25 protein-coding genes and 1 tRNA gene are annotated in these 26310 nt (G+C 68.9%); all 26 read right to left on the bottom strand.

What is annotated here, in order from left to right; translation table 11 throughout:
• Positions 1-13: 13 nt before the first annotated feature.
• The 26 genes from aroF to hflX all read right to left on the bottom strand — a co-directional run bounded on the left by aroF (position 14) and on the right by hflX (position 26200).
• The gene (gene aroF / locus VFU06_14260) at positions 14-1045 is read right to left on the bottom strand and encodes a 3-deoxy-7-phosphoheptulonate synthase (protein ID HEU5210552.1); all 1032 of its coding nucleotides are present in this window, start codon (positions 1043-1045) and stop codon (positions 14-16) included.
• A 100-nt stretch (positions 1046-1145) separates the two neighbouring features.
• Positions 1146-2276, bottom strand: coding sequence for a DegT/DnrJ/EryC1/StrS family aminotransferase (locus VFU06_14255; protein HEU5210551.1), 1131 nt, complete (start codon positions 2274-2276; stop codon positions 1146-1148).
• 19 nt (positions 2277-2295) lie between these two features.
• Positions 2296-3057, bottom strand: a complete 762-nt coding sequence (locus VFU06_14250) for an MBL fold metallo-hydrolase (GenBank protein HEU5210550.1) — start codon at positions 3055-3057, stop codon at positions 2296-2298.
• Positions 3054-4040 carry an SDR family NAD(P)-dependent oxidoreductase gene (locus VFU06_14245; GenBank protein HEU5210549.1) on the bottom strand — a complete coding sequence of 329 codons (987 nt, stop codon included), beginning with the start codon at positions 4038-4040 and terminating at the stop codon, positions 3054-3056. Before VFU06_14245 ends, VFU06_14250 begins: the two co-directional genes overlap by 4 nt.
• Before the next feature lie 41 nt (positions 4041-4081).
• The gene (locus VFU06_14240) at positions 4082-7474 is read right to left on the bottom strand and encodes an AAA family ATPase (protein HEU5210548.1); all 3393 of its coding nucleotides are present in this window, start codon (positions 7472-7474) and stop codon (positions 4082-4084) included.
• Complete coding sequence (locus tag VFU06_14235) at positions 7471-9012, bottom strand: SPOR domain-containing protein (GenBank protein ID HEU5210547.1); 1542 nt, start codon at positions 9010-9012, stop codon at positions 7471-7473. The genes VFU06_14240 and VFU06_14235 overlap by 4 nt, the downstream gene beginning before the upstream one ends.
• A 231-nt stretch (positions 9013-9243) precedes the next feature.
• On the bottom strand, positions 9244-9675 hold the full coding sequence (rsfS, locus tag VFU06_14230) for a ribosome silencing factor (GenBank protein ID HEU5210546.1): 432 nt from the start codon (positions 9673-9675) through the stop codon (positions 9244-9246).
• 136 nt (positions 9676-9811) lie between these two features.
• Positions 9812-10273 (bottom strand): 50S ribosomal protein L9, encoded by a 462-nt coding sequence (rplI, locus tag VFU06_14225; protein ID HEU5210545.1) that lies wholly within the window; start codon positions 10271-10273, stop codon positions 9812-9814.
• Between the two features lie 12 nt (positions 10274-10285).
• Positions 10286-11236 (bottom strand): DUF2232 domain-containing protein, encoded by a 951-nt coding sequence (locus VFU06_14220; GenBank protein ID HEU5210544.1) that lies wholly within the window; start codon positions 11234-11236, stop codon positions 10286-10288.
• The gene (gene rpsR / locus VFU06_14215; protein ID HEU5210543.1) at positions 11214-11435 is read right to left on the bottom strand and encodes a 30S ribosomal protein S18; all 222 of its coding nucleotides are present in this window, start codon (positions 11433-11435) and stop codon (positions 11214-11216) included. Before rpsR ends, VFU06_14220 begins: the two co-directional genes overlap by 23 nt.
• A 1-nt stretch (position 11436) precedes the next feature.
• Positions 11437-11799: a 30S ribosomal protein S6 gene (gene rpsF / locus VFU06_14210; GenBank protein HEU5210542.1), complete on the bottom strand. Its 363-nt coding sequence runs from the start codon at positions 11797-11799 to the stop codon at positions 11437-11439.
• A 71-nt stretch (positions 11800-11870) separates the two neighbouring features.
• The gene (gene ychF / locus VFU06_14205; GenBank protein HEU5210541.1) at positions 11871-12980 is read right to left on the bottom strand and encodes a redox-regulated ATPase YchF; all 1110 of its coding nucleotides are present in this window, start codon (positions 12978-12980) and stop codon (positions 11871-11873) included.
• A gap of 71 nt (positions 12981-13051) precedes the next feature.
• Positions 13052-14236: a M20/M25/M40 family metallo-hydrolase gene (locus VFU06_14200; protein HEU5210540.1), complete on the bottom strand. Its 1185-nt coding sequence runs from the start codon at positions 14234-14236 to the stop codon at positions 13052-13054.
• Positions 14237-14301: 65 nt separating this feature from the next.
• A complete protein-coding gene (locus VFU06_14195; protein HEU5210539.1) occupies positions 14302-16443 on the bottom strand; it encodes a sodium-translocating pyrophosphatase in 2142 nt (713 codons plus the stop codon).
• Between the two features lie 68 nt (positions 16444-16511).
• Entirely contained in the window at positions 16512-17075 is a 564-nt protein-coding gene (gene pth, locus VFU06_14190; GenBank protein ID HEU5210538.1) for an aminoacyl-tRNA hydrolase, read from the bottom strand.
• Between the two features lie 16 nt (positions 17076-17091).
• Positions 17092-17751, bottom strand: a complete 660-nt coding sequence (locus VFU06_14185; GenBank protein HEU5210537.1) for a 50S ribosomal protein L25 — start codon at positions 17749-17751, stop codon at positions 17092-17094.
• A gap of 10 nt (positions 17752-17761) precedes the next feature.
• Positions 17762-18712 (bottom strand): ribose-phosphate pyrophosphokinase, encoded by a 951-nt coding sequence (locus VFU06_14180; protein HEU5210536.1) that lies wholly within the window; start codon positions 18710-18712, stop codon positions 17762-17764.
• Positions 18713-18852: 140 nt separating this feature from the next.
• On the bottom strand, positions 18853-19437 hold the full coding sequence (locus VFU06_14175) for a hypothetical protein (GenBank protein HEU5210535.1): 585 nt from the start codon (positions 19435-19437) through the stop codon (positions 18853-18855).
• A gap of 159 nt (positions 19438-19596) precedes the next feature.
• Positions 19597-19758, bottom strand: a complete 162-nt coding sequence (locus tag VFU06_14170) for a hypothetical protein (protein ID HEU5210534.1) — start codon at positions 19756-19758, stop codon at positions 19597-19599.
• A gap of 150 nt (positions 19759-19908) precedes the next feature.
• Positions 19909-19979 (bottom strand) — tRNA-Gln (locus VFU06_14165).
• 73 nt (positions 19980-20052) lie between these two features.
• On the bottom strand, positions 20053-20901 hold the full coding sequence (ispE, locus tag VFU06_14160) for a 4-(cytidine 5'-diphospho)-2-C-methyl-D-erythritol kinase (GenBank protein HEU5210533.1): 849 nt from the start codon (positions 20899-20901) through the stop codon (positions 20053-20055).
• Positions 20901-21989, bottom strand: a complete 1089-nt coding sequence (locus tag VFU06_14155) for a lysylphosphatidylglycerol synthase transmembrane domain-containing protein (GenBank protein ID HEU5210532.1) — start codon at positions 21987-21989, stop codon at positions 20901-20903. The genes ispE and VFU06_14155 overlap by 1 nt, the downstream gene beginning before the upstream one ends.
• A complete protein-coding gene (locus VFU06_14150) occupies positions 21986-23284 on the bottom strand; it encodes a hypothetical protein (GenBank protein HEU5210531.1) in 1299 nt (432 codons plus the stop codon). Before VFU06_14150 ends, VFU06_14155 begins: the two co-directional genes overlap by 4 nt.
• Positions 23284-24057, bottom strand: coding sequence for a pyridoxine 5'-phosphate synthase (locus tag VFU06_14145; protein ID HEU5210530.1), 774 nt, complete (start codon positions 24055-24057; stop codon positions 23284-23286). The genes VFU06_14150 and VFU06_14145 overlap by 1 nt, the downstream gene beginning before the upstream one ends.
• Positions 24057-24953, bottom strand: a complete 897-nt coding sequence (locus VFU06_14140; GenBank protein ID HEU5210529.1) for a Rossmann-like and DUF2520 domain-containing protein — start codon at positions 24951-24953, stop codon at positions 24057-24059. The genes VFU06_14145 and VFU06_14140 overlap by 1 nt, the downstream gene beginning before the upstream one ends.
• A complete protein-coding gene (gene hflX, locus VFU06_14135; GenBank protein ID HEU5210528.1) occupies positions 24950-26200 on the bottom strand; it encodes a GTPase HflX in 1251 nt (416 codons plus the stop codon). The genes VFU06_14140 and hflX overlap by 4 nt, the downstream gene beginning before the upstream one ends.
• Positions 26201-26310: the final 110 nt, after the last annotated feature.

Below are 26310 nucleotides of genomic sequence, written 5' to 3'. Positions count from 1 at the left end.
CGCTCTTGCCGCTTCAGACCGCCAGCTTTGCGATCGGCGCGGCGAGCCGGCGGCCGATCGCGTCGGCGATCCCGCCGACCTGTTCGACCAGCTCGTCGAACTGCTCCGGCCAGAGCGACTGGGCGCCGTCGGAGAGTGCGCGATCGGGGTCCGGATGCACCTCGATCAGCAGGCCGTCGGCGCCCGCTGCGACCGCCGCACGCGCCATCGGCGTCACCTTCGCGCGGATGCCCGTCCCATGGCTCGGGTCCGCGATGATGGGCAGGTGCGAGAGCGCCTTCACCACGGGGATGGCGCTCAGGTCGAGCAGGTTGCGGGTCTGGTCGTCGAAGGAGCGGATGCCGCGCTCGCAGAGGATGACCTGCTCATTGCCTTCCGCGAGGATGTACTCGGCGCTGAGCAGCAACTCCTTGATGGTGGCGGAAAGGCCGCGCTTGAGCAAAATCGGCCTGCCCGTACGACCGGCGCGTCGGAGCAGCGGATAGTTCTGCATGTTGCGCGCGCCGATCTGGATGATGTCGGCGTACTCCGCGACCACGTCTACCGTTTCCGTCTCCAGCGCCTCGGTGACGATGGCCAGTCCGCTCTCCTCACGTGCCCGCGCGAGCATGCGAAGCCCCTCGACACCAAGTCCCTGGAATGCGTACGGCGAGGTGCGCGGCTTGAACGCGCCGCCGCGCAGCACGGTTGCCCCGCTCTGCCGGAGCCGGTGCGCGATGCCGACGATCTGCTCGAGTGACTCGACCGAGCACGGCCCGGCCATCAGCACGACCTCGTCGCCGCCGATGCGCGTGCCGTTGGCGAGCTCGACAATGGTCGGCTCCTGGCGCCATTCACGCGAAACCTGCTTGTACGGCTGCGTGACGTGGATGACCTGCAGGACATTGGGCAGGCCCTCGAGGCGGGCGCCATCCACCTTGCCGTCATTGCCGATCAACCCGATCGCGGTGCGCTGGCGCCCCGGGATCGGTCGGGCCTCGTAGCCCATCTCGCGGATGACGTCGATGACCCGGCGGACGTCGGCCTCCGCCGCGCTGTTACTCATGACGACCAGCATACTTCCGGCTCACGAAGGAGTAAGCGGCGCGTGGGACGCGCCTCCCGGAAGCTAGCGGTGGTCCGCGACGGCGTAAAGCAGCCGCCGTTCAGCGCGTGGCGTAGAAGTCCTCGATCGACGCGACCACCCGCTGCAGCGCGACGTCCTCCAGCTCGGGGTAGATCGGCAGCGCGAGCACTTCGTGCGCGGCGCGCTCCGCGTGCGCAAAATCGCCCGCGCGATAGCCCAGGTCGGCGAAGCACTCCTGCATGTGCAACGGCAGCGGGTAGTAGACCTCCGTGCCGATTGCATCCGCCGTCAGGTGGTCCCGCAGAGCATCACGGTCGGGCACGCGGATCACGAACTGGTTGTAGATGTGCCCGGGCACGTCCCCGGGAAGCGTGACCTGCTCGAGGTCCGCCTGCGCGAAGAGCTCGCGGTAGCGTGCGGCATTGCGACGACGCGCTTCGTGCCACGCATCGAGGTGACGCAGCTTGACCCGCAGCACAGCCGCCTGCAGCGCGTCCAGCCGGAAATTGCCGCCAACCATGCTGTGGAAGTACTTGGGCTCCATGCCGTGGACGCGCAACTGGCGCAACAGCCGGTCGAGCGACCCGTCCGATGTCGTGACCATGCCGGCGTCGCCGAAGGCACCCAGGTTCTTGCTCGGGAAGAACGAGAAGGCGCCGATGTCGCCGATCGCTCCTGCGCGTCGGCCGGCGCCGTCCCGAGCACCGATCGCCTGCGCCGCGTCCTCCACCACCGCCACACCCGCGCCGCGCGCAACCTGCATCACGGTATCCATGTCCGCGAGCCTGCCGAACAGGTGCACGGGGATGATCGCTTTCGTCCGTGGAGAAAGCGCCGCCTCGACGCGTGCCGGGTCGATGTTGAACGTGTCCGGGTCGATGTCCACGAAGACGGTGCGTGCGCCGAGCCGTGCAACGGTGCCGGCGGTCGCAAAGAACGTGAACGGCGAGGTGATCACCTCATCACCGGGCCGCACACCCAGCGCCATGAGCGCGACGAGCAGCGCATCCGTGCCCGACGATACGCCGACAGCGTGCGCGGTGCCGCAATAGTCGGCCATCTCGCGCTCCAGCGCGTCGACCTCGGGCCCGAGGATGAAATGCTGCGATTCCACAACGCGCCTGATTGCCTCCTCGACGTCGTCGCGCAGCGATGCGTACTGCGCGCGCAGGTCGAGGAGCGGCACGCGCTGGACTGCTTCCCTGCTCATGCGTGTGGCTCCGTGCTGCTCATCGTAGTCTCATTCCATCGGCCGCCACGACCGTGCGGCCCTCCCAGCCGTGTGCACGCAGCTGCTCCGGTACCGTGCTGCGCTCGAGGTGCGGATAGACATGGGTCACCACCAGGCGCCGTGGCTGCGCGCGCAGCGCGAGTACCGCGAGCGACGAGGGCGTCAGGTGAATGTCCATGGCCTGCTCGTCCGGTACGGAGCACTCCGCGACCAGGTCGTCCACGCCGTGCAGGAAGTCGGCAACGTCGGCAGACGGCCCGGTATCGCCGGTGTAGCCGATCGTGCAATCGGCCGAGCGGACGCGGTACGCGATCGAGTGCTCCGTGTGTGGTGTTCGTGTGACGCTCAGCTCCACCCCGCCTGCGTGAACTGAGCCGCCCGGCACGATCTCGCACACGTTCACGCCGAAGGACGCGTGCGTGACGTAGTCACCGAACGCGCGGCTCATCGCCTGCAGCCGCCGGCGTGTTCCGCGCGGTCCGATGATCGTCAGCGGCTCTTCGCGCGGCGGATACATCCCGTACTGCAGCGCGAACAGCAGCGCCGGGACGTCGCCGATGTGGTCCGTGTGGAAGTGTGTGAGGGCAAGGTGCGTGAGGCGCTGCCACGGCAGCCGATGCCGGGCAAGGCTGTAGACGATGCCGGGGCCGCAGTCCAGGAGGAGAACCGTGTGTTCCGCCTCCACGAGGTACCCGGAACAGACGCGCTCACCGTCAAGCGCCGCGGTACCGCAGCCGACGACGGTGAGCCCGGTGCTCAATCCGTCCGGATCTCGCGCGCCCACTCGCGGTTCTCGTTGTACCAGTCGACCAGGTTGCGTACGCCCTGTGCGAAGCTGGTCTGCGGCCGCCACTCGAGCAACCGGCCCGCCTTGTTGATGTCGGCCCACGTCGCCAGCACGTCCGCCGGATGACGCGGCTGATTCACGATGTTCGCCTGCCTGCCGGTATACTCCTCGACCAGTCGCACGGCGTCCGCGAGCACCACCGGCTCATCGGAGCCGAGGTTGATGATCTCGTAACCGAGCGGCCGCATCGAGGCGATCGTTCCCCGCGCCACGTCGTCGACGTACGTGAAGTCCCGCTCCTGCCTGCCGTCCCCGAACACGGTGACGGGCTTCCCTTCACTGATCCACTGCACGAACCGGAACAGGCTCATGTCCGGCCGGCCTGCGGGGCCGTACACCGTGAAGTAGCGGCAGATGGAGACGTCGATCTGGTACAGGTAGTGGTACGTGTAGCAAAGCGCCTCGGCCGCCTTCTTCGAGGAAGCATAGGGCGAGAGCGGGCGGTTGGTGTCCGCGTCCTCACTGTACGGGCGCGGATTCTCCGTGCCATAGAGGCTCGACGTCGATGCCAGCATGAACTTCCCGACGTCGTGCTTCACGCACAGCTCGAGCAGGTTCAGCGTGCCCGTCGTATTGGTCTCGATGTAGACCCAGGGATTTTCCACTGACTGCCGCACGCCGGCCCGTGCCGCCAGGTTGATCACGCCGTCGATCGGCCCCTCGTCCGCTGCATCGCGAAACAGCCGCTCGACGCCGCTGCGGTCGCAGATGTCGAGCTCGTGAAAGCTGAAGCCGTCACGGCCCTGCAGGTTGCGCAGCCGCCAGTGCTTCAGCCGTACATCGTATGCATCATTGAGGTTGTCGACGCCGATCACGCGGTCCCCGCGTGCGAGCAGCTGGTCTGCCACGCGGGATGCGATGAAGCCTGCGGCGCCGGTCAGGATGTAGTTGGCCATGTCTCAGAGCACAGGACGACGAGTGTACCGGAGAGTCATCGTCACCCGACGACGCTCCCGTTTCCGTTTGCTGCACCGGCCAGCACCTCGTCGAGCTTGACGCCGACGATGCTGCTGATGCCCGGGTCCTCCATGGTCACGCCGTACAGCCAGTCGGCGCTTTCCATGGTCCTCGGATTGTGCGTGATGACGATGAACTGCGTCGTCTGCTTGAACTCCTTCAGCATCGCGATGAAGCGGCCGATGTTCGCTTCATCGAGTGGTGCATCGACCTCGTCGAGCACGCAGAAGGGACTCGGCTTGACCAGGTAGATCGCGAACAGCAGCGCCAGCGCGGTCAGCGCGCGCTCACCACCGGACAGCAGGTGGATGCGCTGCGTGCGCTTGCCCCGCGGCGATGCGGCGATATCGATCGGCGACTCCAGCGGATCCTCCGGATCTTCCAGGCGGATGTCGCACTCGCCGCCCTCGAAGAGCGTGGTGAACGTCTTCTGGAAGTTCTGCCGGATCTGCTCGAATGTCTGCTGGAACAGCTCCTTTGCCGTGCGGTTGATCTGCCGGATCGCCGACTGCAGGTCGTCACGCGCCCTCGTCAGGTCGTCGCGCTGCGTCTGCAGGAACTCGAGCCGCTGGCTCTCCTCGGCGTGCTCCTCGACGGCGAGCATGTTGATCGGCCCGAGGCGCTCGATGTCTGCACCGATCGCCTGCAACTCGGCGCGCAGCACATCCGGGTCGCCATCGACGATCTCCGCCTCCTCCATCAGCTCCTCGAACGATCGGCCCCACTCCGCCTCCAGGCGCTCGCGCACGCGGCGCTCCGCAGCCTGTGCTTCCGTGCGCTGGATCTCGAGCCGATGGCGCAGCTCGCTCCGCTCGTCGGCGGCGCGCCGGAGGCTGCGCACCTGCGTCTCCAGCTCCACCGCGCTGTCGGCCGCCTCCGCGAGCGCATCGTCCAGCCCGCGCAGCTCCACGGCAACCTCGTCGCGCTGGGCGAACATCTCTTCCAGCCGCTCGGCCGCCTCGGCGCGTCGCGCGCCGAGCTGCGTCAGGCTGTCGCGGTGCTCCGCCTCTTCGCGCTCCAGCGACTCCAGCCGCTGGCCGATCTGCACCTGCTCCTCGCGCGCGGCCGCCAGCCGGCGCTCGAGCGCGCTGAGCGCACCTTCCGCACGTGCATGCGCCACCCGCAGCTCGGCCTCCTCGTCGCGCACCTGCTCCCAGGCCTCCTCGCGCTCCGAGAGTGTCTGCGTGGCTTCCTGCCAGCCGGCGCGGTGTGCGAGGAGCTGCTCCTCGAGACCGGCGCGCTGTGCCCGCATCTGCTCGGCGTCGCTGCGCGACTTCTCGATGTGCCCCAGCAGCTCCGCGCGCCGGCGCTCCAGCTCCTCACGGGCGCGCGTGACCCGCAGATGCTGACCGGAGCGGTTCGCCTCGTCCGCGCTCGCGCGCCGCAGGTCCAGCTCGACCGCATCGACACGCGACTTGAGCTCACGCAGTGCCATCTCGGCCGCGGCCACTGCCTCGGCGGCTTCGGTGCGCGCGTCCGCCCGGCGCGTGCGCTCCGCTTCCGCGGTTTCTGCCGCGGCGAGCCGTTCGCGCAGTCGCTCGCGACGCCCGATCAGCACGGGCTCCGCTGCCGGCTCTCCGACGAACTCGATGACGTCGAGCAGTGCCTCGAGCCGGGGCAGCGCGTCCTGCGGCAACAGCGCCACCGTGCCGTGCCGGTTCTCCTGCGCGGCGAACCAGTCGCGGAAGCGCTGTCGCGCGTCCGGATCCTTGACGACGAGTGCCTGCAGCAGCGAGTTCAGCGCACTCTCGACACTGGACGCCCGCTCGGCGGGAAGCCGCAGGAACTCGGCGACCGGGCCGAGCACACCCGTCAGCTCACCACTGGCGTCCATCGCCGCAGCGACGATCGGTGCAAAGCCGTGGTGCTCGCGCTCGAGCGTCTCGAGCGCCGCGGCCTGGGATGCCAGTCGGCTCGCCTCCGCATCCGCGGCGGCCAGCGCCTCGCGCGCCTCCTGCTCGGCGCGCCGCAGCACCTGCAGCTCTTCCTCGGCGGCCGCATGCTGCGCGCGCAGCGTGTCGAGCTGGGAGCCCAGCGTGCGCGTCTGCTCGGCAAACAGGTCGCCCTGATCGTCCAGCCGGCTCAGCTCGGCGCTCAGCTCGTCGCGCTCGAGCTCCAGCTCCTCGAGGCGGTTCAGCGCGTCATTCGCGCGTGCCTCCGCGCCGCCCGCGTCGGCCTCCAGCCGCGCGAGCGTCCGCGTGAGCTCGGCCTCGTGCGCGCGCGCCTCCTCGTCGGCGCGACGCACGTCCGTGACCTCCTGGCGAAGCGCAGCCTGCCGCTCCTGCACCTCCGCGACACGACCGCTCAGCGACTCGACGATGCCCTGCTGCCCCGCATGCTCCGTCTGCAGCGACTGCAGCTCGCTCTCGAGCGCCTGCAGCCGCGCTGTCCGGTCGCCACGCTCGGCTGCGATCTGCTCGAGCCTGCGCTCCGCGTGCGCCCGGCGCTCATCCGCAATCGCGATCTCGCGCTCGCGCTCCGCGACCATCCGCGCCAGCTCCTCGAGACGCGCCGCCGCCGCGTTCCGCTGCCGGCTCGCTTCCGTCGATTCCAGGCGACGTCGCTCCAGCTCGGCCTCTGCCGTGCTCAGCGCTGCGCGCGAAGACGGGTCCTCCTCCTCGATGCCCGCGAGCCGCGTCGTCGTACGCTCGATCGTGTCACGCACCTGCTCGAGCTCGGCGCGCGCGACCGTCACCTCCAGGCCGAGACGCCGTGCGCGCAGCTCCTCGTAGCGCTTCGCCTTGCCGCGCTGCCGTGCCAGGCTGCGCACCTTGGACTCGACTTCTGCGACCAGGTCCTCGAGGCGTGCCAGGTCGGCCTCGGCAGCCTCGAGACGGCGCTGTGCCGACTTGCGACGATCCTTGTAGCGCCCGATCCCTGCCGCTTCCTCGAACATGTGCCGACGATCATCGGGGCGGTCGGACAGGATACGATCGACCATGCCCTGCTCGATGACGGTGTACGCGTTCGCGCCCAGACCCGTGTCACGGCAGATGTCGAAGATGTCGCGCAGACGAACGGACTGGCGGTTGAGCAGGTAGTCGCTGCCGCCCTCCCGGAAGACCACGCGCCGGATCTCCACCTCGCTCTGCGGGACGGGCAGCCGCCCTTCCTCGTTGTCGAAGGTGAGCGCCACTTCCGCCCGGTTCAGCGGCCTGCGCTGCACCGTGCCCTGGAAGATCGCCTCCTCCATCTTGGAGCCGCGGATCGCGGATGCGCGCTGCTCACCCAGCACCCAGCGGATCGCGTCACTCACGTTCGACTTGCCGCAGCCGTTCGGCCCGACGATCGCCGTGATGCCCTCGTGGAAGTGCAGCTCGGTGCGATCCGCGAACGACTTGAATCCCTGCAGTACCAGACGACGAAGCTTCATTGGGCGCTGCTGCCTACTCTCGTGACGAGTGAGTCCTGCACACCGGCATTGCGCAGGAGCTGTCGCATGACCTCCGCTTCACCGCGGCCGCTGTACGCACCGGCGTACACGCGGAAGCGCTCGCCGTCCGCCGCGGCGATGCGCACGATATAGGTCGGGATGTCGAGCTGCTCGAGCTCCGTCTGCCGCTCACGCGCGGCGCTGTCCGTCTCGAGCTCTGCTACCAGGAACGCGAGCGGCGTCGCGTGAACGTCGTTGTCGATGCGCCCGCTGCGAAGCCCGTTGCGCACCATCTGGTCGGCAACGCTGTCGGCGTACGCCGTGTCAGGCATGGGGCCCGCGAACACGCGGTAATACAGTGTGCTGTCCACCAGCGTCGGCGAGATCAGGAAGCCCACGTCCGGCTCGATCGCCGTGAGCGCGCGCTGCCGTTCGAGTGCGGCCGGCAGACTGGTATACGCCTCCATGGCGACCGACAGCGGCAGCGGCCGCACCGGCCCGCTCGCAACCGGCAGCGCCGGTGTCGCCACGGCCGAGTCGACCGGCGCAATGGGCGCAGGATCGCGACGCGACGCAAGCCAATCGCGTCCCCAGAAGTGCCACGCTCCCGCCAACAGGCTGAACAGCAGCACGACGAGCAGGGTCAGCAGCATCGCACCGGGCCCGGACCGCGTGCGTTCCGGCGGCTCCGGAAACACCGGCTGCTCCAGGTCGGACGCGGCCTCGACGGGGACGACGCGCTCCGTCGGCAATGGCGGCGCGGTCCGACCGGCAGCGGCGTCTGCCTGCTCCGTGGGCCGGCCGAGCACCGTCGCACGCTGCTGCATGCGCAGGTCGGCGATGTGCGACTCGCGCGCCTCGCCCTGCGGCAGACGAAGCCGCTCGAACTCCGCGTCCGGGCGTCGCGCCGCGACGCGGGCCCCGGCATCCGCAGCCGCGCCGCCCGCCGATGGCTGGAGCACCCCCCGCAGGTCGGCGCTGAACTGCTCCGGATCGACCTCGTCGTCCGCGGCCGCGAGAAGTACCACCGCGCCGACCCGCTCGGCCAGGGCGTCGACACCGGGCGCGCCCGCGGTCGCGTACACCATGAGACGACGGCCGATCGACAGCGTGTCCTCGAGCAGTCGAGACCACGCGCCGTGCCGCATCACCCCCTCTGGATCGAGGACGTACGCACCCGCCGGGATGAACTCGAAGGGATACCCTTCGACCGTGCGGCGCACGCGCCGGAGCGAGGCGCCGAACTGAAACACGTCCGCGACCCCCTCGCCGTTCTGCTCCGCCAGGAACCCGTGCAGCTCGGGCGACTCCAGGGAAGCGTCGGCGAGGATGACCGTGCCCGATCGCTCCGTCCACGCCGTCGCCAATGCGATCGCCGTGCGGGCGGCCCAGCCGTTCGCACGCGCACCCGGCGCGGCGAGCAGCAGCACACCCGCGAGCTCCGCGTCCGGCCCGCCGAACAGGAGCGATAACACCTCGTCGTCGACACCGTCCTGCAGATCAAACGGCGTCGGTTTCGGCCACGAACCGGCTGTCATGTATGCTTGTTATGCGATCCGCGTCGTACGCGATGCTCCGCTGGCCGCAGCCCGCGGGCGCCGCGCGTACCCCGGGTCGGGGACGGCGTAATGTATCCCGGCTCCACCGCCGGCGGTAGGGAATGCGTGGAAATCACCGCAGGCACGCGGCGTCCCGGAACCACTTGACAGGACACGAAATTCCTGCGTGCGCCGCTCGGACCTCGGCATGGGATCCGAGCGTGGCGCCTCTCAGCTCTCGTCGGGAAAGGCGTGCGAGGGGGCGTCGCCCCACAGCCGCTCGAGCTGGTAGAACTCGCGCGCGGCCGGGTGGAACACGTGAATCACGAAGTCGATGTAATCCATCAGCACCCAGCGGCCCGTGCGCACCCCCTCGATGTGCATCGGCTTGACGCCATCCTCCCGCAATTCCTCGAGGATGTGGTCCGCAACGGCCTTGACGTGCGTGTCGGACGTGCCGGTGACGAGCAGGAAGTAATCCGTGGCGTTGGAGATCCCGCGCAGGTCGAGCAGCAGCATGTCCCGCCCCTTGCGATCCTTCGCCAGGTCGATCGCGCGTGCGAGTGCTGCCGGCACCTCCATGCCGTCGCCGACCTGCACCACCCCGCCGTCGCTCTCCACCGAACCGCTGCGCGTCGTCCGCGCCCGCTCCTGATCGTTCATTCCCGTCCGCGCTCCAGAATTGTAGCCACCCCGGCACATCGCACGATCGAGGCCGATCCGGCCGATGTGCGGGTGGAAAACGACATGCGGCGGCCGTCCCGTGGACCGCCGCCGCAGAAGGCAGACAGCAGTGCTGCTACTCCGCCTTGATGACCCAGACCTTGACCTCGGGCTTCACGTCCGTGTGCAGCCGCACCGGCACGTTGTAGACGCCGAGCGCCTTGATCGGCTCTTCGAGCTCGATCCAGCGGCGATCCACCTCGAAGTCCAGCCCCTGCTCCTTCAGCCGCCCCGCGATGTCCGCGGCCGTGATCGAGCCGAACAGCTTGGACTCCTCGCCCGCGTTTACGTGGAACGTGAGCGACACGGTCTCGAGCTGCGCAGAACGGCGCTTGGCCTCGAGGTAGTCCCGGCGGGCACGCACCTCGACCCGCTTCCGCTCCTCCTCGAGCTGCCGCATGTTCGCCGCCGTCGCCGCGTACGCGAGCCCCTGCGGCAGCAGGTAGTTCCGGGCGTAGCCGGCACGCACCGAAACCACTTCGCCCGCTTCGCCCAGCTTGTTGATGTCCTGCCGCAGAATCAGCTTTGTCGTCTTCATCTTCGCGCTCCGTCAGGAGGACGGCGGCGCCGCAACGCGCCGCGCCCGAATATCCAACCACGTATCCGTTACGCCGACCAGGACCGTCATGGCCATGATCAGCGGATAGAGAAACAGCAACAGCACACCGCTGACTACGAGCCCCAGGGGCCCCGGCACTCCGGCAACCACCAGCAGCACGGCCAGCCCGCGCAGCGCGTAGAGCGCCGCCATGAACGTCAGCAGGTTCGTGCCCGCACGTTCCGCCGCCGCTCCCAGCGGCAGCACGAGCAGCAGCATCCCCGCAATCAGCACCCAGACGAGATCATCCGGGAACCGGAACTCCCGCAGCGGCCTGAGCGGCGCCGCATCCCCGATGCCCAGGCGCCGGTACACGAACCACGCAACGGCCAACCCGGTCAGCGAGCCGAGCGCGAGCAGCGCAGGAAACACCAGCACCTGCAGGTCCGCCGCGGCGAACATCGCTTCCTGCACCTGCGCCGACACCCGCTCGAAGCCGAGCATCTGGGTGAACAGCGCGATCGACTCGGAAGCGGCCGTTCGCATCTGCTGGCTCACCAGTCCTTCGACGAAGGACGGCCCGGGCCGGCTCGAGGCGACCACCAGCGCGGCCGACGCCATGGTCGCCGCCACGCTCGCCAGGCCACGCACGATGAACGAGCGGCGCGGCCACATCGCGCCGAACGCGATGAACCAACCCGCCAGCAGCAGGGCCCAGCCGCGCTCCACGTACCAGAGCGCGCCGCTCCGACTGCCGCTGAACAGGAACCAGAGCAACAGCGCCGCACCCACGACCAGCGGCGGCCGCCGCGGCGGCAGTGCAATCAGCAGGAGCGCGAACGGAACGAGGATCAGCAGCGTCGGGTGAAGCGACCAGAGCAGCAGCGTCGCAACGCCCAGCGCGATCGCCGACCCCCAGCCGCGCCGCCCGGGCCCGGCCTCAGTCCGAGTAGCGTCGGACATACGGGACCAGCGCCAGATAACGCGCCCGCTTGATCGCGGTCGTCACCTGCCGCTGGTGCCGCGCGCACATGCCCGTCATGCGACGCGGGAGCATCTTGCCCTGCTCGGTGATCAGACGGCTCAGCGTCTTCTCGTCCTTGTAGTTGATCTGGCGAATCCCCGCCTCACAGAGCGGGCACGCCTTTGCGCCGCGACGCATGCTACTCCTCCTCGTCGTCGTCGTCATCGCTCGGCCGGTCCGCGCGCGTCGCAATCGACATCGGCGCCGCCGGCTCACCGTCGTGCAGGACGACGAGGTAACGCAGCAGCTCCTCGTCCAGCTTCAGCAGACGCTCGAACTCCGGCAGCGATTCGGCCGCCGCGTTGAACTGCACGACCACGTAGCGGCCGCTCGTCTGCTTGCGGATGGGATAGGCGAGCTGCCGACGGCCCCAGTCGTCGCGGGCGGTGATCTCGCCCGCGCCGTTCTGCGTCAGCAACTGGTGATAGCGATCCAGCTTCTGCTCGATCGCCTCGTCGGCGACCTGCGGATCGAAGATGTAGACGACCTCGTAGCCTCTCACGATTCCTCCGGTCTGTGCGGCCCCTCCACCGTGGCGGGAGGGGCAGGAGTCCAGCCTTGTAGTATACCGCCTCAGACGTTGAACCGGAAGAGCAGGATGTCGCCGTCCCGGACGACGTACTCCTTGCCCTCGCTCCGGACCAGCCCCTTTTCCCGCGCTTCCTTCTGCGAGCCGGCCGCCACGAAATCGTCCCAGCCGAGCGTCTCCGCGCGGATGAAGCCGCGCTCGAAGTCCGAGTGGATCTCGCCCGCCGCGCCCGGCGCCCTGGTGCCGCGACGGATGGTCCAGCAGCGGACCTCCTTTTCCCCGGCCGTGAAGTAGCTGATCAGGTCGAGCAGCTCGTAGCCGGTGCGGATCAGGCGGTGCAGCCCGGGCTCCGCGAGCCCCAAGTCCGCGAGGAACGCCGCGCGCTCCTCGGGCTCGAGCTCGATCAGCTCGGCCTCGATCCGGGCCGAGAGGGGCACGATCTCGGCGGGCTCGCCGTCGGCCTCGATCGCCTGGCGCAGCCGCTGGACGTACTCGTTCTCGCCTCCGGGCAGGTCGCCCTCGGCGATGTTGGCGACGTACAGCTCGCGCTTGGCGGTGAGCAGGTTGTAGGTGCGCAGCAGGCGCGCTTCCTCGTCGTTCTTCAGCTCCACGAGCCGGGCGGGCTTGCCATCGCCCAGGAGCGCGTGCAGTCGCTTCAGCAGGTCGAGCTCGGCGACGGCCTCCTTGCCACCGGTCCGGGCCTCCTTCTCCGCGCGCTGCAGGCGGCGCTCGATCTGCTGGAGGTCCGAGAGCGCGAGCTCCAGGTTGATGATCTCGCGATCGCGGACTGGATCGACATCGCCGGCGACATGCGTGACGTCGGGATCCTCGAAGCAGCGCACGACGTGCACGATCGCGTCGACCTCGCGGATGTTGCCGAGGAACTGGTTGCCCAGGCCTTCTCCCTCCGATGCACCCTTCACCAGGCCCGCGATGTCGACGAAGGTGACGACGGCAGGAACGGTGCGCTGCGGCTTGACGACCTGTGCCAGCAGGTCGACGCGCGGGTCCGGCACTTCGACCACGCCGACGTTGGGGTCGACCGTGCAGAAGGGGTAGTTCTCGGACGGGGCACCCGCCCCCGTCAGTGCATTGAACAGTGTCGACTTGCCGACGTTCGGCAGTCCGACGATTCCGAGTCGCAGATTGGGCATTCTACTTCGATCTCCTCAGCGCAGGCGCCAGCGCCCCGGAGAGGATGTCGCTTTCAGTCAATTCAGTGGTGTCACAGTGCGTTCTGCACAGCAGCGATCAGCTCTGGATACACCGCATACGCGGAACGTGCCTGCGCGAGCGAAAGCCGCTCGCGGTTCGTGTGGGCGTAGCGCTCCTCGCCCGGGGCGAAGCCGATCGTCGGAATGCCGTGCACGCCGCACGCGTGGCCGCCATCCGTGGCGAAGGTCCAGGGGCGCACCCCCGGTGTGTACGACAGTCTGGATTCGATGGCATTCACTGCCGCGCCGACGATCGGGTGATGCGGGCTCAGCAGGAATCCCGGGGTGAACAACCGCCGATCGTCCGCGCGGCCGGTCCACGTGCGCTGATGCTCGACGGCGTAGCGCACGTCGAGCGACAGGCCGTCGGGCAGCGACAGCGTTGCCAAGTGGGCGCGCAGCGTCTCCTCTGCAGCTTCGCGCGTCATGGCGGGCAGCACGCGCCAGTCGCAGATGATGCGGACGCGATCGGGGATCACGTTCCGGCTGCGCGGCAGCGTTTCCAGTGCAGTGGGTGCCAGCGTCGAGGGGCCGAGCACGGGATCGCTGTCCAGCGACGTCGCGAACTCTTGCAGTGCAGGCACCACGAGTGGCAGCGCGTCCATCGGATTCCTCGCACGCTCGGGCGCACTCGCGTGACCGGCCAGACCCTGGATCTCCACGACGAGCTCCGCCCGGCCGCGGTGGCCGATGCACACGTCACCGTTCGTGGCCTCACCGATGATGATGGCGCCCGCGTCTGCTGCGCCGCTCTCGAGGAGCTGCTCCATGCCCCAGCCACCGCGCTCCTCGAGCACGGTATGCGCTACGATCACGTCGCCGGCGCCTGGCCTGTCCAGGAAGTGCGCGGCCGCGTACGTCTGCAGTGCGAGCGGCCCCTTGATGTCCATCGCGCCGCGGCCATGCAGGAACTCACCGTCCAGATGCGCAGCGTACGGTGGGTGCTCCCACGCCGCCTCGTCACCGACGTCGACGACGTCCATGTGGGAGTTGAGCAGCACCGCCGGCTTTTCGCCGCGCCCTGGTGCGCGGCCGATCACGTTGCCGGCGTCGTCGCTGCGAACATCGTGAAAGCCGAGGTCGTTCATCTCGGCGATCACGCGACGCGCGACGTCCCCTTCGTTGCCCGGCGACCCGGGAACCCGGATCAGCGCGCGTGCAAACTCGATTGCCGCTTCAAACGACAGGTCTCGCATCATCCTCCAAGCGAGAAGGCCCGGGGCGCACGCACCGGGCCTTCACGTCCAACGGCGTCGACCGATCAGCCGAGCAGTGCGGTGAACGCGGTGCGGATCGCGTCGAAGAACGCCGCACCCTGGTCAGCGCCCTCCAGCGGTGTGGCGCCGTGAATCCGCGCGAACCAGGGCGCGAGCACGAGGGCAACCACGCTCATCAGCTTGATCAGGATGTTCATTGCGGGACCGGCCGTGTCCTTGAACGGATCACCGACCGTGTCACCGACGACGGCTGCCTTGTGCGGGTCCGAGCCCTTGCCGCCGTGCGCGCCCGTCTCGATGTACTTCTTGGCGTTGTCCCATGCGCCGCCGGCGTTGGCCATGAACAGGGCCATCAGGACGCCGGTCACGGTCGCGCCCGCGAGCATGCCGCCCAGCGCGTTGATGCTGAAGTAACCGACGACCACGGGCGCGATCACGGCAACCAGCCCCGGCACGACCATTTCGCGCAGCGCGGCCCGCGTCGAGATGTCGACGCAGCGCGCGCTGTCCGGCTTTGCGGTACCCTGCATGAGGCCGGGGATCTCGCGGAACTGGCGGCGCACTTCCTCTACCATGCCCGCGGCGGCGCGGCCGACAGCGGTCATCGTGAGTGCGGCGACGAAGAACGGGATGGTCCCGCCGATCAGCATGCCCACGGTAACCGCGGGGTTGATGATGTCGAGCCCCGTGTCGCGCAGGCCGACCGCGGACGCGTACGCGCTGAAGAGCGCAAGTGCGGTGAGCGCGGCCGAACCGATCGCGAAGCCCTTGCCGATCGCGGCCGTCGTGTTGCCAAGTGAGTCGAGCCGGTCGGTGATCGAGCGAACCTCGGGTCCGAGGTGGCTCATCTCGGCAATACCACCCGCGTTGTCCGCAATCGGACCGTACGCGTCGACCGACATCGTCACACCGACGGTCGCGAGCATGCCCACGGCGGCGATGCCGATCCCGTAGAGGCCGGCCGTCCAGTAGGAGACGCCGATGCCCGCGGCGATCAGCAGGATCGGCGCAGCAGTCGACTGCATGCCGACGGCGAGGCCCGCGATGATGTTTGTGGCGGAGCCGGTCTCGCTCGCCTGCGCGATGTCACGCACCGGCTTGGCGGCCGTGTAGTACTCCGTTGCGAGGCCGATCAGGACACCGGCCAGTGAGCCGGCCACCAGCGCCCAGAAGGGGCCATGCTCGCTGTAGCCGCGGCCCGCGACCGGATCGAAGATCTCGAAGCCGAGACCGCCGACGATGAAGTACATCGCCACCAGGAAGAGGATGGCGGCTATGAACGTGACGTTCCGCAGCGCGGACGCGGGGCTGAACTTCTCCAGCACCTTCATCAGCCCGATGCCGATCAGCGACGCGATCAGGCCGACGATGATCGTGATGATCGGCAGCGTGACGGCCTCCATCCGGCTGCCGGCATAGAGCGGGCTGGTCGCCGCGATCGCGATCGTTGCGATCACGGACCCGACGTACGACTCGAAGATGTCCGCACCCATGCCCGCAACGTCGCCGACGTTGTCGCCGACGTTGTCCGCGATGGTCGCCGGGTTGCGCGGGTCGTCCTCCGGGATGCCAGCCTCGACCTTGCCGACGAGGTCCGCACCGACGTCCGCCGCCTTGGTGTAGATGCCGCCGCCCACGCGCGCAAAGAGCGCAATCGAGCTCGCACCCATGGCGTAGCCGCTGACGATCTCGCCGAACCGGACGAACTCCGCGTCGCTGATGGCAGCCGCGCCCTCGAGGAAGAACCAGATCCCGATGCCGAGCAGGCCGAGCGCCGCGACCGACAGGCCCATGACCGCGCCACCGAAGAAGGCGACGCGCAGCGCCTTGCTCTGCCCCGATTCCTTTGCGGCGGCAGCGGTGCGCACGTTCGCCCGTGTCGCGGCCGTCATGCCGAAGAAGCCCGCGAGCACGGAGCTGAGCGCGCCCGTGACGTACGCGATCGCGGTCGTCCAGCCGATCGCCCAGCCGAGCAGCGCCGCGACCACGATCACGAAGATCGCGAGCACCGAATACTCGCGTCGCAGGAACGCCATGGCACCTTCGTGGATCTGATCCGCCAGATCCTGCATCACGTCGGTGCCCGCGCTCTGCCGGCTCACGTACAGGTAGAGCACGAGCGCGCCCAGGAGTCCGATCACTCCCAGGATGGGCGCCCACTGTGCGAGCGTCGTCAGGTCCGTCACAACTCCTCCGTGCGTATGGCGCCCGGCGGGCGCCTGTTCGGTGTCATTCTCGAGTCACGACTCGGCGCTCAGGCGTTGACCGCCTGCATCGCCGCTTCCGTCCCTTCGTCCAGCCAGCGCCGCACACCGTTCACCGCGCGCGGAAAGGCGTCCAGCACTTCGGCTTCTTCCTCCGGCGAGAACGGGCCGAGCACCCAGTCCGCCAGGTCCATGTCCGGTGGAGCCGCACCTACCCCGATCCGCAGTCGCGCGTACTCGCGCGTCCGCAGTCCTGTCTCCACCGACTTCAGCCCGTTGTGTCCTCCGGCGCTGCCGCCCGGACGCAGGCGGAGCCTGCCGACCGGCAGTGCGACGTCGTCCACGACCACCAGCAGGTCCTGTGTGACGTCGAATCCTTCGAACTGCAGCAGTGGCGCGAGCGCGTCACCGCTGCGGTTCATCCAGGTGAGCGGCTTCATCAGCACGACGTCGTGGTCGGCGACGACGCCTTCGCTCACTTCCACGATGCCCGCGCGGCGGAACGGCGTCGTGCCCCATTCCTCGCGCAGCTCATCGAGCAGCCACCATCCGACATTGTGGCGCGTGGCTGCGTACTCCGCTCCCGGATTGCCGAGCCCGCACACGAGCTTCATGGCGAGCCCGGACGGATCAGGACTCGGAGCCCTCTTCCCTGGCGCGGCGGATCACTTCCGGCTCACCGCCCTCGCCCTCGGCCACTTCCTCGGCACCCGGCTCCGCGACGCCCGCCTGCGGCGGGATCACGCTGCAGATCGTGCGCTCCGGATCCTGCGTCGCCTCGACGCCATCGGGCAGCGGCACATCGCCCACGTGCTTCGAGTCGCCGATCTCCATCCCCTCGACGCTCAGCTCGACGAACTCCGGAATGTTGTCCGGCAGGCAGCGCACTTCCAGCTCCGTGAGTGCGTGCTGCATGAGGCCACCGGTCCGGACACCAGGCGCCTGCCCGACGAGGCGGATCGGCACCTCGACCGTGATCTTCTCGCCGGCGTGAATCTGATAGAAATCGACGTGCAGGATCACCGGCCTCGACGGGTGCCGCTGCACCTCCTTGGCGAGCGCCTTGACCGCCGCGCGCTCGCCGCTGATCTGGAGCTGCACGATCGTGTTCTCGAGATGCACGCGCTGCATCAGCAGCTCGAGCTCGTGCGCGTCCACCGAAAGCGAGCGCGTCTCCTCGCCTCGGCCGTACAGCACGACCGGGATCCGGCCGGCACCGCGCAGCTTGCGCGCCGTGCCCTTGCCAGCCGATTCCCGTGTTTCCGCCTTCAGTTTGGGCTGTGCCACCATGATATCTCCTTCAGTCGAACAGCTGGCTGACCGACTCGTTCAGGTGCGTGTAGCGGATCGCTCGCGCCAGCAGGTCCGCGACCGAGAGCACGCGCAGCTTCGGGAACTGCTTTTCCTTCGGCAGCGCGAGTGTATTCGTGACGACGACTTCGCAGACGTCGCTGTTCTGCAGCCGGTCGACCGCCGGACCGGAAAGCAGCGCGTGCGTGGCGGCCGCATGGATCTCCTTTGCGCCGCGCTCCTTCAGCGCCGCGACCACGCTCACCAGCGTGCCCGCGGTATCGATCATGTCGTCGACGATGATGCAGTTGCGGCCCTCCACCTCGCCGACCACCTCCATCACCTCGGCGATGTTCTGCTGCGGCCGGCGCTTGTCGATGATCGCGAAGCTGGCATTCAGCCGGCGCGCGAAGCCGCGTGCCATCTTGGCCGCGCCGACGTCGGGGGCGACCACGACCGGCTGTTCCAGCTTCTTCTCGCGGAAGTAGCCGGTGAGCACCGGCGCGGCATAGAGATGGTCGACCGGGACGTCGAAGAACCCCTGGATCTGGTGCGTGTGGAAGTCGATGCCCAGCACCTTGTCCGCGCCCGCGGCCTCCATCAGGTTCGCGACCAGCTTCGCGCCGATGGCAACGCGCGGCTGGTCCTTCCGGTCCTGCCGCGCGTAGCCGTAATACGGCACGATGGCCGTGACACGGGCCGCCGAAGCCCGCTTCGCCGCGTCGAGCAGCAGCAGCAGCTCCATGATGCTGTCGGCCGGCGGCGGTGTCGGCTGGATGATGAAGACGTCGCGACCGCGCACGTTCTGGTTCAGCCGCACGAAGATCTCGCCGTCCGCGAACCGCTTGATGGTCACGTCGGCGAGCTGGAGTTTCAGATGCTGCGCAACCTCCTGCGCGAGCGGCTGGTTGGCCGTCCCGCTCAGGAGCATCAGATGCGACGTCGACGAAGATTCCGTCATCGAGCCTGGGTGTCACGGGCAAAGTACGACAGCCGTGGAACCTAGCCCGATTCGTCAGGGGGTGTCAACCGCGCGGGACCTGCCCTGCCGGGGGCGGCAGGCGCGTCGAGCCGGTGTGCGCGAGCGGGACCGGACGGGGCTCAGCGCGGCAGATGCACGTCCGCCAGGCGGGCCATGGTGCGCTGCAGCACCGAGTGCGCACGACTCCCGGTGAGGACCACCGCGCCGAGATAGTAGGAGACCGCACGGCCGATCCCCACGTAGTCGTCCAGGAGGGCGGTAAAGCCGATCGCGTTGTCGACGTGTGTCTGCATGATCGCCTCTTCCGCGCGCGCCAGCGCCAGCTCGATCATGGTCTCCGTCTCGTCGCTGCGCTGCTGGCGTCGCCGCATGCCGCGCACGAGGGCGTCGGGCCGGAATCGGCGCCAGCCGGCGTCATCCTGGTCATCGACGCCCGCGGCGGGCAGGCTGGGCAGCCGCATCGGCCGGGGTGCGACGACGCGCGTGGGGGACTGGGCGGTCTCCGCCGCGGGAGCTGCCGGCTCCGGCACCGGCTCCAGCGCGACGAGAACGCGGGTGCGAACCGCCGTCGCCATGGTCTCGTCCAGGTCCATCTCTGCGAGGTAGCGCGCCAGCGCGTCCTCCATGTCGAGGCGGTCGCGCAGGAGCGAGACGAATTCGTTCGCCTCGACGACGTGCTGCTCGACGAGCGCCTCCCATGCCATGGCCGTCGTGACCTCGAGGCGGCGTAGAACCGATTCAGGCAGTCTGCGGGATGGTATGCGGGTCGGACGTGCCATGCAGTCCCCGGTTGGCTTCGCGGTGGTCCGTGATGGTACCGCGAAGCCCGTGCCGGAGCAAACGGCAGGGGAAACGGGCCTGTGCTACCGGTCTACGACGACGACGCGCCCGCTCGTACGCACCGCCAGGCGCTCCGCGGTCAGGATCGCGAGTGAACGCCACTCGTGCACGGAGAAGTACCCGGGCCCATACACGATCCAGTGTCCGGCGATCGGTTCCACCGTGATCAGCTTCGATTTCTGCATGCTGCACCCGCACCTGCGTCGGTGTCCGGTAATGCCTGACCGTATGATAGCAAACCGGTGTGACAGCGTGGGCGAGTGTGAACGGATTGAAATGTGGCGGGGAGCGGCGCAACGCTTCGATCGCAGAGCCGTGCAGCGGTGTGCTGCAGATTCCCGGGGGTGGATTCGAACCACCACTGGAGGATCCAAAGTCCTCAGTCCTGCCATTAGACGACCCGGGATTGTGCGAAAAAGCTAATCGTGTCGCGCAGTCGGATCAACGAAGCAGTCTGGCAGATGCCGGGCAGCGAGTCTTCAGACCCCCGCCTCCGTCCGGAACACCTGCAGGTCGGCCTGCGCTGCGCGCAGCGCGGCGGCCGCGGCGTCAGCGGCGTCGGGCAGGTCGAAGATTCCGAACACCGCGGAGCCACTGCCCGTGAGCTGCGCGATGCGCGCACCATGCGAGCGGAGCAGTGCGAGCACGGGTGTGAGTGCGGGGATCTCCGGAAGCACGACGCGCTCGAAGTCGTTGCACGCGACATTCGCGAGCGCATCCCATGTGTCGAGTGCGGCCGCATCGATGAGAGCGGGTCCCGCTTCGCCGAGTCGGTCGCCGAGACTCGCGTACGCCTGCGCGGTGGACACTGACGCCGCGGGCATCACGACGACGGCCGGGGCGGCCCCCGGTCCGGAGTGCGCCAGCATGCGCTCCCCGCGTCCCCAGGCGAGCGCGAGCGGAGCATCGGTCATGAAAAAGGGAACGTCGCTTCCCAGGGACGCGGCGATCCGGAGCAGGCGTTCCTTACCGAGCGCGTTCTCGTGCGTGCGATCGAGTCCGCGCAGCGTCGCCACGGCGTCGCTGGAGCCGCCGCCCAGTCCGGCACCTGCGGGTATCCGCTTGTGGAGGGTGATGTCGTGGTACGGCTGGACGCCTGCTTCGTCGAACCACGCGCGCGCTGCGCGCATGACCAGGTTGTTCTGTGCTGGCCCCAGCTCGGCGCCCTGCACGTCCAGCGTCAGCCCTGGTGAAGTCCGCGGCTCGATGACCACCTCATCCGCGAGTCCGATACGACAGAAGATCGTCTCGATCTGGTGATAGCCGCTCGTCTCCCGTGCGAGCACGACCAGCCGGAGGTTGATCTTCGCGTGGGCGCTGAGACGCATCACTGCTGCTCGCCGTGCGCGGGCTCGATTCCGGTCTCTTCCTCCACCTGCTCCTCGACCACTTCCTCGGTTTCCGCGACCTCGCGCAACGACAGACCCAGGCGCCACGCGTAGAAGAGTCCGATCAGCGTGATCGGGATGAAACCGGCGAGGTGGAATCCGATCGCGTAAGCGAGAGCCTGCGCGCGATCAGCACCGAAGATGCCGACCAGCACCAGGCGGGTCGCGCCTTCGAAGGGGCCGAAGAACCCTGGCCCGGACGGTATGCTGACTGCCAGGGCGACGGCGGACTGCAGAAAGAGTGCGGCCTCGAAGGGCAGGCGCATGCCGAACGCCAGCAGACCGATATAGAAGCCAAGTGCATTGAACAGCCACAGCACGAGCGACCATGCGGACGTGCGCAGCACGAGCCATGGATTGCGCAGTGCGCCCACACCGGCAAGGAAGGACTCGAGTGCGTCGATGAGTGGCCGCTCGAGCTTTTCGGGAAGCAGCTTCGCGACGATGCGCTGGAACAGGCGCACGGACCGGACGGGCTGCCAGACGAGCAGTCCGAGGATCACGATCGCCAGGGTGATCATCACGCCGAGCCCGCGTGCAACGGCGAGGTACGTGTTGCTCTCGACCAGCGGGAAGCCGGGCAGCGACACCGCCACGAACAGCAGCAGCACGACGAAGATCCCGTCGAAGAGCCGCTCGATCACGAGCGAGCCGAACGACGCCACCATGGACACACGTTCCATGCGCGCGAGCGCATAGACGCGCGCGAACTCACCCACCCGCAGCGGCAGCAGGTTGTTCCCCATGAAGCCGATCGAGACGGCCGCAAAGCGCGAGCGGAACGACGTGTCGGGGGCGGCCGCGGCGAGGATGCCCTTCCAGCGCCATGCGCGGATCCAGAAGACGCCGGTCGCTGCGGCCGCGGCAAGAAGGAAGAGCAGCGGATCCGCGAGCTTCAGCTCCGCCCAGATGGCGGCGGGATCCTCTTCATGGAAAGCCCACCAGAGCAGTGCGACACTGATGCCGATGCCGATCAGCGCCCGCCAGTCCAGCAGAGAACGCCGACGGCCAGCCGTCCGAGCGCTCACTCCCGCGCGAGCCGCAGCAGGTCGTAGAGCTCCGCCAGCGCTTCGCGTCCGCCACGCGTGTCCGCGAGCATCCGCTCCAGTACGGGTCGCAGCTCCGCGGCCCGCTGCAGCGCGCGCTCGCCGCGGTACTGCAGCTCGCGGACGTCGATTCCCTCGGGCGGTGGAGCAGGTGCCGGCCGTGGGGGCACGGAGCCCGGCGCACCGGGCGCCGGTCCAGCGTTCGTGGCAGACGTCGGCCCACCGGGTGCAGACGGGGCTCGAGGTGAGGCCGGGCCGGATTCCGGCTGTGCAGACGCACTCGCTGCGATGGGCGCCGACTCTGCAGGCGCGTCTTCAGTGGGTGACACTGGCGCGCCGGTATCCGTTGCATCGCCGCCGGTTGCATCGTCGCCACGCGCAGAGTGTTCCGGTGTGCCGAACGATTCAGCCGGGCCAGCACCCGCGGACGTGACCACCTCCTCCAGCACCAGCTCGTCCTGCGCCTGCGGCTGGCTCAGGCCGTCCTCGTGCGCCGTCGATATCGCTTCACCGATGCCGTGACGCTCCAGCAATTCGTGGCGCAGCACACGCAGCCGGCGCAGCGCCGTGGTGACGTCCGGCTGCCTGCCCGTCTCGAGGAGCGGAGCGGCCGAGGCCAGGACATCGCGTGCACAGCGGAAAACGTCCAGCCACTCATTGCGGACGGCGACGTCCAGCTTGCCGATGATGCTGGTCAGGTCTTCCACTGCACGCAGCGATTCGGCGAGCACAGGAATCTCTTCCAGTCGCGCCGAGCCGAGCAGGCCACGCTGTCGGCGCAGCACGGCCTTCAGCGGCTCGCGGTTCATCCCGTCATCCGTGAGTGCCGCAATGCTGCGGTCGAGCTCGGATGCGATGCCGGCTACCTCGTGCGCGGCGTACTCGAGGAAAGCGCGCGTCTCCTGTGCCCCGCCCTGTCGCGCCGGGTGCTGCTCCGCGCCCACCCCGACCTGGTCCCAGCGCGCGACGATCGCGTTTGCGCGTGCCTCGGCATCGGCGCCGCGCGCGATCGCGCGAACGTCCTCGACGCTCGCGCGCAGGCGATCGGTCATTGCGTTATCGAAAGCGAGCGCGCCGGTCAGGAGCTCGCGCGTCGCATTCTCGAGGACGCGGGCGGCGCGATACGCTGCATCCTCGCGGGCGATCTGTGCGGCTCCGCGAATCGCGCGCGCCGAGCGGTGCAGCTGCCCTGCGTCCGTCGTTTCGGCGAGCGCAGCTTCGAATCGCTCCAGGTGGTCCGTGACTTCGGAGACGAAGAAGTCGTGCAGTGTTGCCATCAGGCGTCTCCGTTGCGGCCCGCGCCGTCACGCGCAGCACGGACGAGCTCCGCCATGTCACGTACGGCGCGTTCCATCCCCGTGAAGAAGGCGCGGCTCACGACGCTGTGGCCGATGTTCAGCTCCTCGATCTCCGACACGGCCGCGACGGCCCCGACGTTCTCGTACGTCAGGCCGTGTCCGGCATGCACTGCCAGGTTGCGAGCGGCACCGTGTGCGGCGGCCCGCTCCAGCCGCTCGAGCTGCTCCCGCACGCCACGTGCGTGGTCCCGCCCGTGGCGCAGCTTGAACGCCTCGGCGTACTCACCCGTGTGCAGCTCGACCGCGTCCACACCCATGCCGGCGGACACGTCGATGTCGTGCACATCGGGATCGATGAACAGGGACACCCGGATGCCGGCGTCGTGCAGTTCCTGTACGGCGAGTTCCACGCGTCGGCGTGCATCGACGTCGCGAAGCGCGAGTCCACCTTCCGTCGTGACCTCCTCGCGACGCTCCGGCACGAGCGTGGCCGTCATCGGCTTCAGCTCACGCGCGATCGCCAGGACGTCGCTGGCAGCGGCCAGCTCGAGGTTCACGCCCGTTCGCACCGTCTGCATCAGGAGGCGCACGTCGCGGTCCTGAACGTGGCGGCGGTCCTCCCGCAGGTGCACGGTGATGCCGTCGGCCCCGCCGAGCTCCGCCAGAACAGCAGCACGCACGGGGTCGGGCTCATCCGTGCCGCGCGCCTGCCGCACCGTAGCGACGTGATCGATATTGATGTGGAGTCGCATCAACCGCCCGTAAGCAGGGCTTCCATCTCCGCGGCGCGCTGCGGGTCGAGTCCGGCCGCGCGCGAGAGCCGCAGGAGTTCCATCCCGAGCGCGCAATATAGCGTCCGCTCCTGCCCCGACAACCGAGCGAGGTGCAGGCGCACGGTATCCACGTCGCCGCGGCCTACTGGCCCGGTCAGCGCGCCCCGTACGCCCAGGTTCTCCAGGTTGTCGAGCGTGCCACGCACCAGGGGAAGCAGCCCCTGCACGGCCTCACCTTCGGAGATGCCAACCTCCTCGAACACACGCACCGCAGCCGCGAGCACGGCCACGAGCCCGTTCGAGGCGAGCACAGCACCGGCGTGGTAGAGCGGCCTCATGGCCGGCGGCACGAGCACGGTGTAGCCGCCCAGCGCATCGGCGATCCGGCGACCCGCCGCGATCGCAGCAGGCTCACCCGCGAGCGCGAAGGTCACACCCGCCATCCTGTCCGCTGCCAGCCACGGGTCCGCGACCGCCTGCAGCGGATGGATCGAGCCCACGGCATACCCGGTATCGTGCAGGGGAGCGAGCACGTCCGCCGTCAGTGCACCGGCGAGGTGCAGTGCTGCACAGCCGCCGGGGGCCGGCCCCGTGCGCGCAAGGTCGTATGCGACCTCCGGCAGCGCCTGGTCGGGAACGGCGAGAAGAGCCACGGTCGTACCGCTCGGCAGGGGGGCCGGCCAGATGCGGTACTCGACCGCAGGCTCGTCGTCCTCGGTGTCCTGGTGGGCTGCCGCATCGAATACGGGGTGCGGCGGCGGCTCGATTGCCCGGCCGTAGAAGACCACGCGATCGGCCGCACCGCTGCGCACGAGCGCGGCGCCGAGCGCCAGCCCCATGCGGCCGGTGCCGATGATGGCGACGCGCTCGTTCACGCGCCGCTCACACTGACGCCTTCGCGGCGCCGCAGCCGCCCCACGATGGCGATCGGCAGCCGCGCGACGAGTCCGACGGTCGCACCGTCTTCGTCGCGCTGCAGCACTTCGCCGTCCCGGTAGATCGATGCGATCGTCTCGCCGTCGCTGGCGGGAATGCGCAGGTGCACCTCGGGCCTGCCCACGCGCACTTCCTGCAGCAGCAGCGCACGCAGCGGATCGAGTCCCCCCGGCGCCTGCGCCGAGACGAACACCGCAGGCTCATCGAACAGCGCGGCAACACGCTGGCGCAGCTCTTCCTCCTCGCGATGCGTGAGCTGGTCGACCTTGTTGAACACCAGGATGGTGCGGGCGTCGCTCAGGTCGAGCTCTGCGAGCACCTCGTCTACGACCTGCTTCTGCTCGAGCCAGATCGGCGCTGCGGCATCGATCACGTGCAGCAGCACGTCCGCCTCCCGCGCCTCTTCCAGCGTGGCGCGGAAGGATGCCACCAGGTTGTGCGGCAGCTTGCGGATGAACCCGACCGTATCGGTCACCAGCACCTTCGTGCCGCCACCGACATCGACCGAACGGGTGGACGGATCGAGCGTGGCGAACAACCGATCCTCGACAAAAAGATCGACGCCGGCCAGCTCGCTCAGAATCGATGACTTGCCCGCGTTGGTGTAGCCGACGAGCGCCGCGCGGAACTCACGCGAGCGGCCGCGCCGCTGCGTCGCCCGCCGCCGCGCGACCACCTCGAGCTTCTCGCGCAGATCGCCGATCCTGCGACTGATCAGGCGCCGGTCCGTCTCGAGCTGCGTCTCACCCGGTCCGCGGAAGCCGATACCGCCCCGGATGCGCGACAGGTGCGTCCACATGCGCTTCAGGCGCGGAAGCATGTACTGCAGCTGCGCCAGCTCGACCTGCATCTGCGCTTCCGCGGAACGCGCCCGGGTCGCGAAGATGTCGAGGATGAGCTCCGCTCGATCGACGATCCGCGTCTTCAGCGCATCCTCCAGGTTCTTGCCCTGCGCCGGGGAGAGCTCCTCGTCGAACACCACGAGGCCCGCGCCCGTCTGCTGGATCAGCTCCCGGAGCTCCGCAACCTTGCCTTCGCCGATGAAGTACTTCGGGTGGGGTGAGTCGAGCCGCTGCCGCAGTGAGCCGACCACTTCTGCGCCGGCCGTGTCGACGAGCCTGCCCAGCTCCTCCAGGTGCTCGGTCGCCTCCTCCGCTGGCATCTCCTTCAGCGGCGCCGCGACCAGTACAGCCCGCTCGCGCGGGGCCTCTGTCGAAACCGTGCGGTCTATGGTCGTGCTCCTGTTCGGGTGTGCCTCGTCCTACGTTGCGGATTCCGCCGGTCCGCCGCCAGAGC

Source organism: Longimicrobiales bacterium, from assembly GCA_035764935.1.
Lineage (GTDB): Bacteria > Gemmatimonadota > Gemmatimonadetes > Longimicrobiales > RSA9 > DASTYK01.
This window is presented reverse-complemented; position numbering and strand designations above follow the sequence as displayed.

Bases quoted from the DNA above. Each gene is read 5' to 3' on its own strand.
- aroF (HEU5210552.1), bottom strand. From the start codon at position 1,045: ATGAGTAACAGCGCGGCGGAGGCCGACGTCCGCCGGGTCATCGACGTC.
- VFU06_14255 (HEU5210551.1), bottom strand. From the start codon at position 2,276: ATGAGCAGGGAAGCAGTCCAGCGCGTGCCGCTCCTCGACCTGCGCGCG.
- VFU06_14245 (HEU5210549.1), bottom strand. From the start codon at position 4,040: ATGGCCAACTACATCCTGACCGGCGCCGCAGGCTTCATCGCATCCCGC.
- VFU06_14240 (HEU5210548.1), bottom strand. From the start codon at position 7,474: ATGAAGCTTCGTCGTCTGGTACTGCAGGGATTCAAGTCGTTCGCGGAT.
- VFU06_14235 (HEU5210547.1), bottom strand. From the start codon at position 9,012: ATGACAGCCGGTTCGTGGCCGAAACCGACGCCGTTTGATCTGCAGGAC.
- rsfS (HEU5210546.1), bottom strand. From the start codon at position 9,675: ATGAACGATCAGGAGCGGGCGCGGACGACGCGCAGCGGTTCGGTGGAG.
- rplI (HEU5210545.1), bottom strand. From the start codon at position 10,273: ATGAAGACGACAAAGCTGATTCTGCGGCAGGACATCAACAAGCTGGGC.
- VFU06_14220 (HEU5210544.1), bottom strand. From the start codon at position 11,236: ATGTCCGACGCTACTCGGACTGAGGCCGGGCCCGGGCGGCGCGGCTGG.
- rpsR (HEU5210543.1), bottom strand. From the start codon at position 11,435: ATGCGTCGCGGCGCAAAGGCGTGCCCGCTCTGTGAGGCGGGGATTCGC.
- ychF (HEU5210541.1), bottom strand. From the start codon at position 12,980: ATGCCCAATCTGCGACTCGGAATCGTCGGACTGCCGAACGTCGGCAAG.
- VFU06_14200 (HEU5210540.1), bottom strand. From the start codon at position 14,236: ATGCGAGACCTGTCGTTTGAAGCGGCAATCGAGTTTGCACGCGCGCTG.
- pth (HEU5210538.1), bottom strand. From the start codon at position 17,075: ATGAAGCTCGTGTGCGGGCTCGGCAATCCGGGAGCGGAGTACGCAGCC.
- VFU06_14185 (HEU5210537.1), bottom strand. From the start codon at position 17,751: ATGGTGGCACAGCCCAAACTGAAGGCGGAAACACGGGAATCGGCTGGC.
- VFU06_14180 (HEU5210536.1), bottom strand. From the start codon at position 18,712: ATGACGGAATCTTCGTCGACGTCGCATCTGATGCTCCTGAGCGGGACG.
- VFU06_14175 (HEU5210535.1), bottom strand. From the start codon at position 19,437: ATGGCATGGGAGGCGCTCGTCGAGCAGCACGTCGTCGAGGCGAACGAA.
- VFU06_14170 (HEU5210534.1), bottom strand. From the start codon at position 19,758: ATGCAGAAATCGAAGCTGATCACGGTGGAACCGATCGCCGGACACTGG.
- ispE (HEU5210533.1), bottom strand. From the start codon at position 20,901: ATGCGTCTCAGCGCCCACGCGAAGATCAACCTCCGGCTGGTCGTGCTC.
- VFU06_14150 (HEU5210531.1), bottom strand. From the start codon at position 23,284: ATGGCAACACTGCACGACTTCTTCGTCTCCGAAGTCACGGACCACCTG.
- VFU06_14145 (HEU5210530.1), bottom strand. From the start codon at position 24,057: ATGCGACTCCACATCAATATCGATCACGTCGCTACGGTGCGGCAGGCG.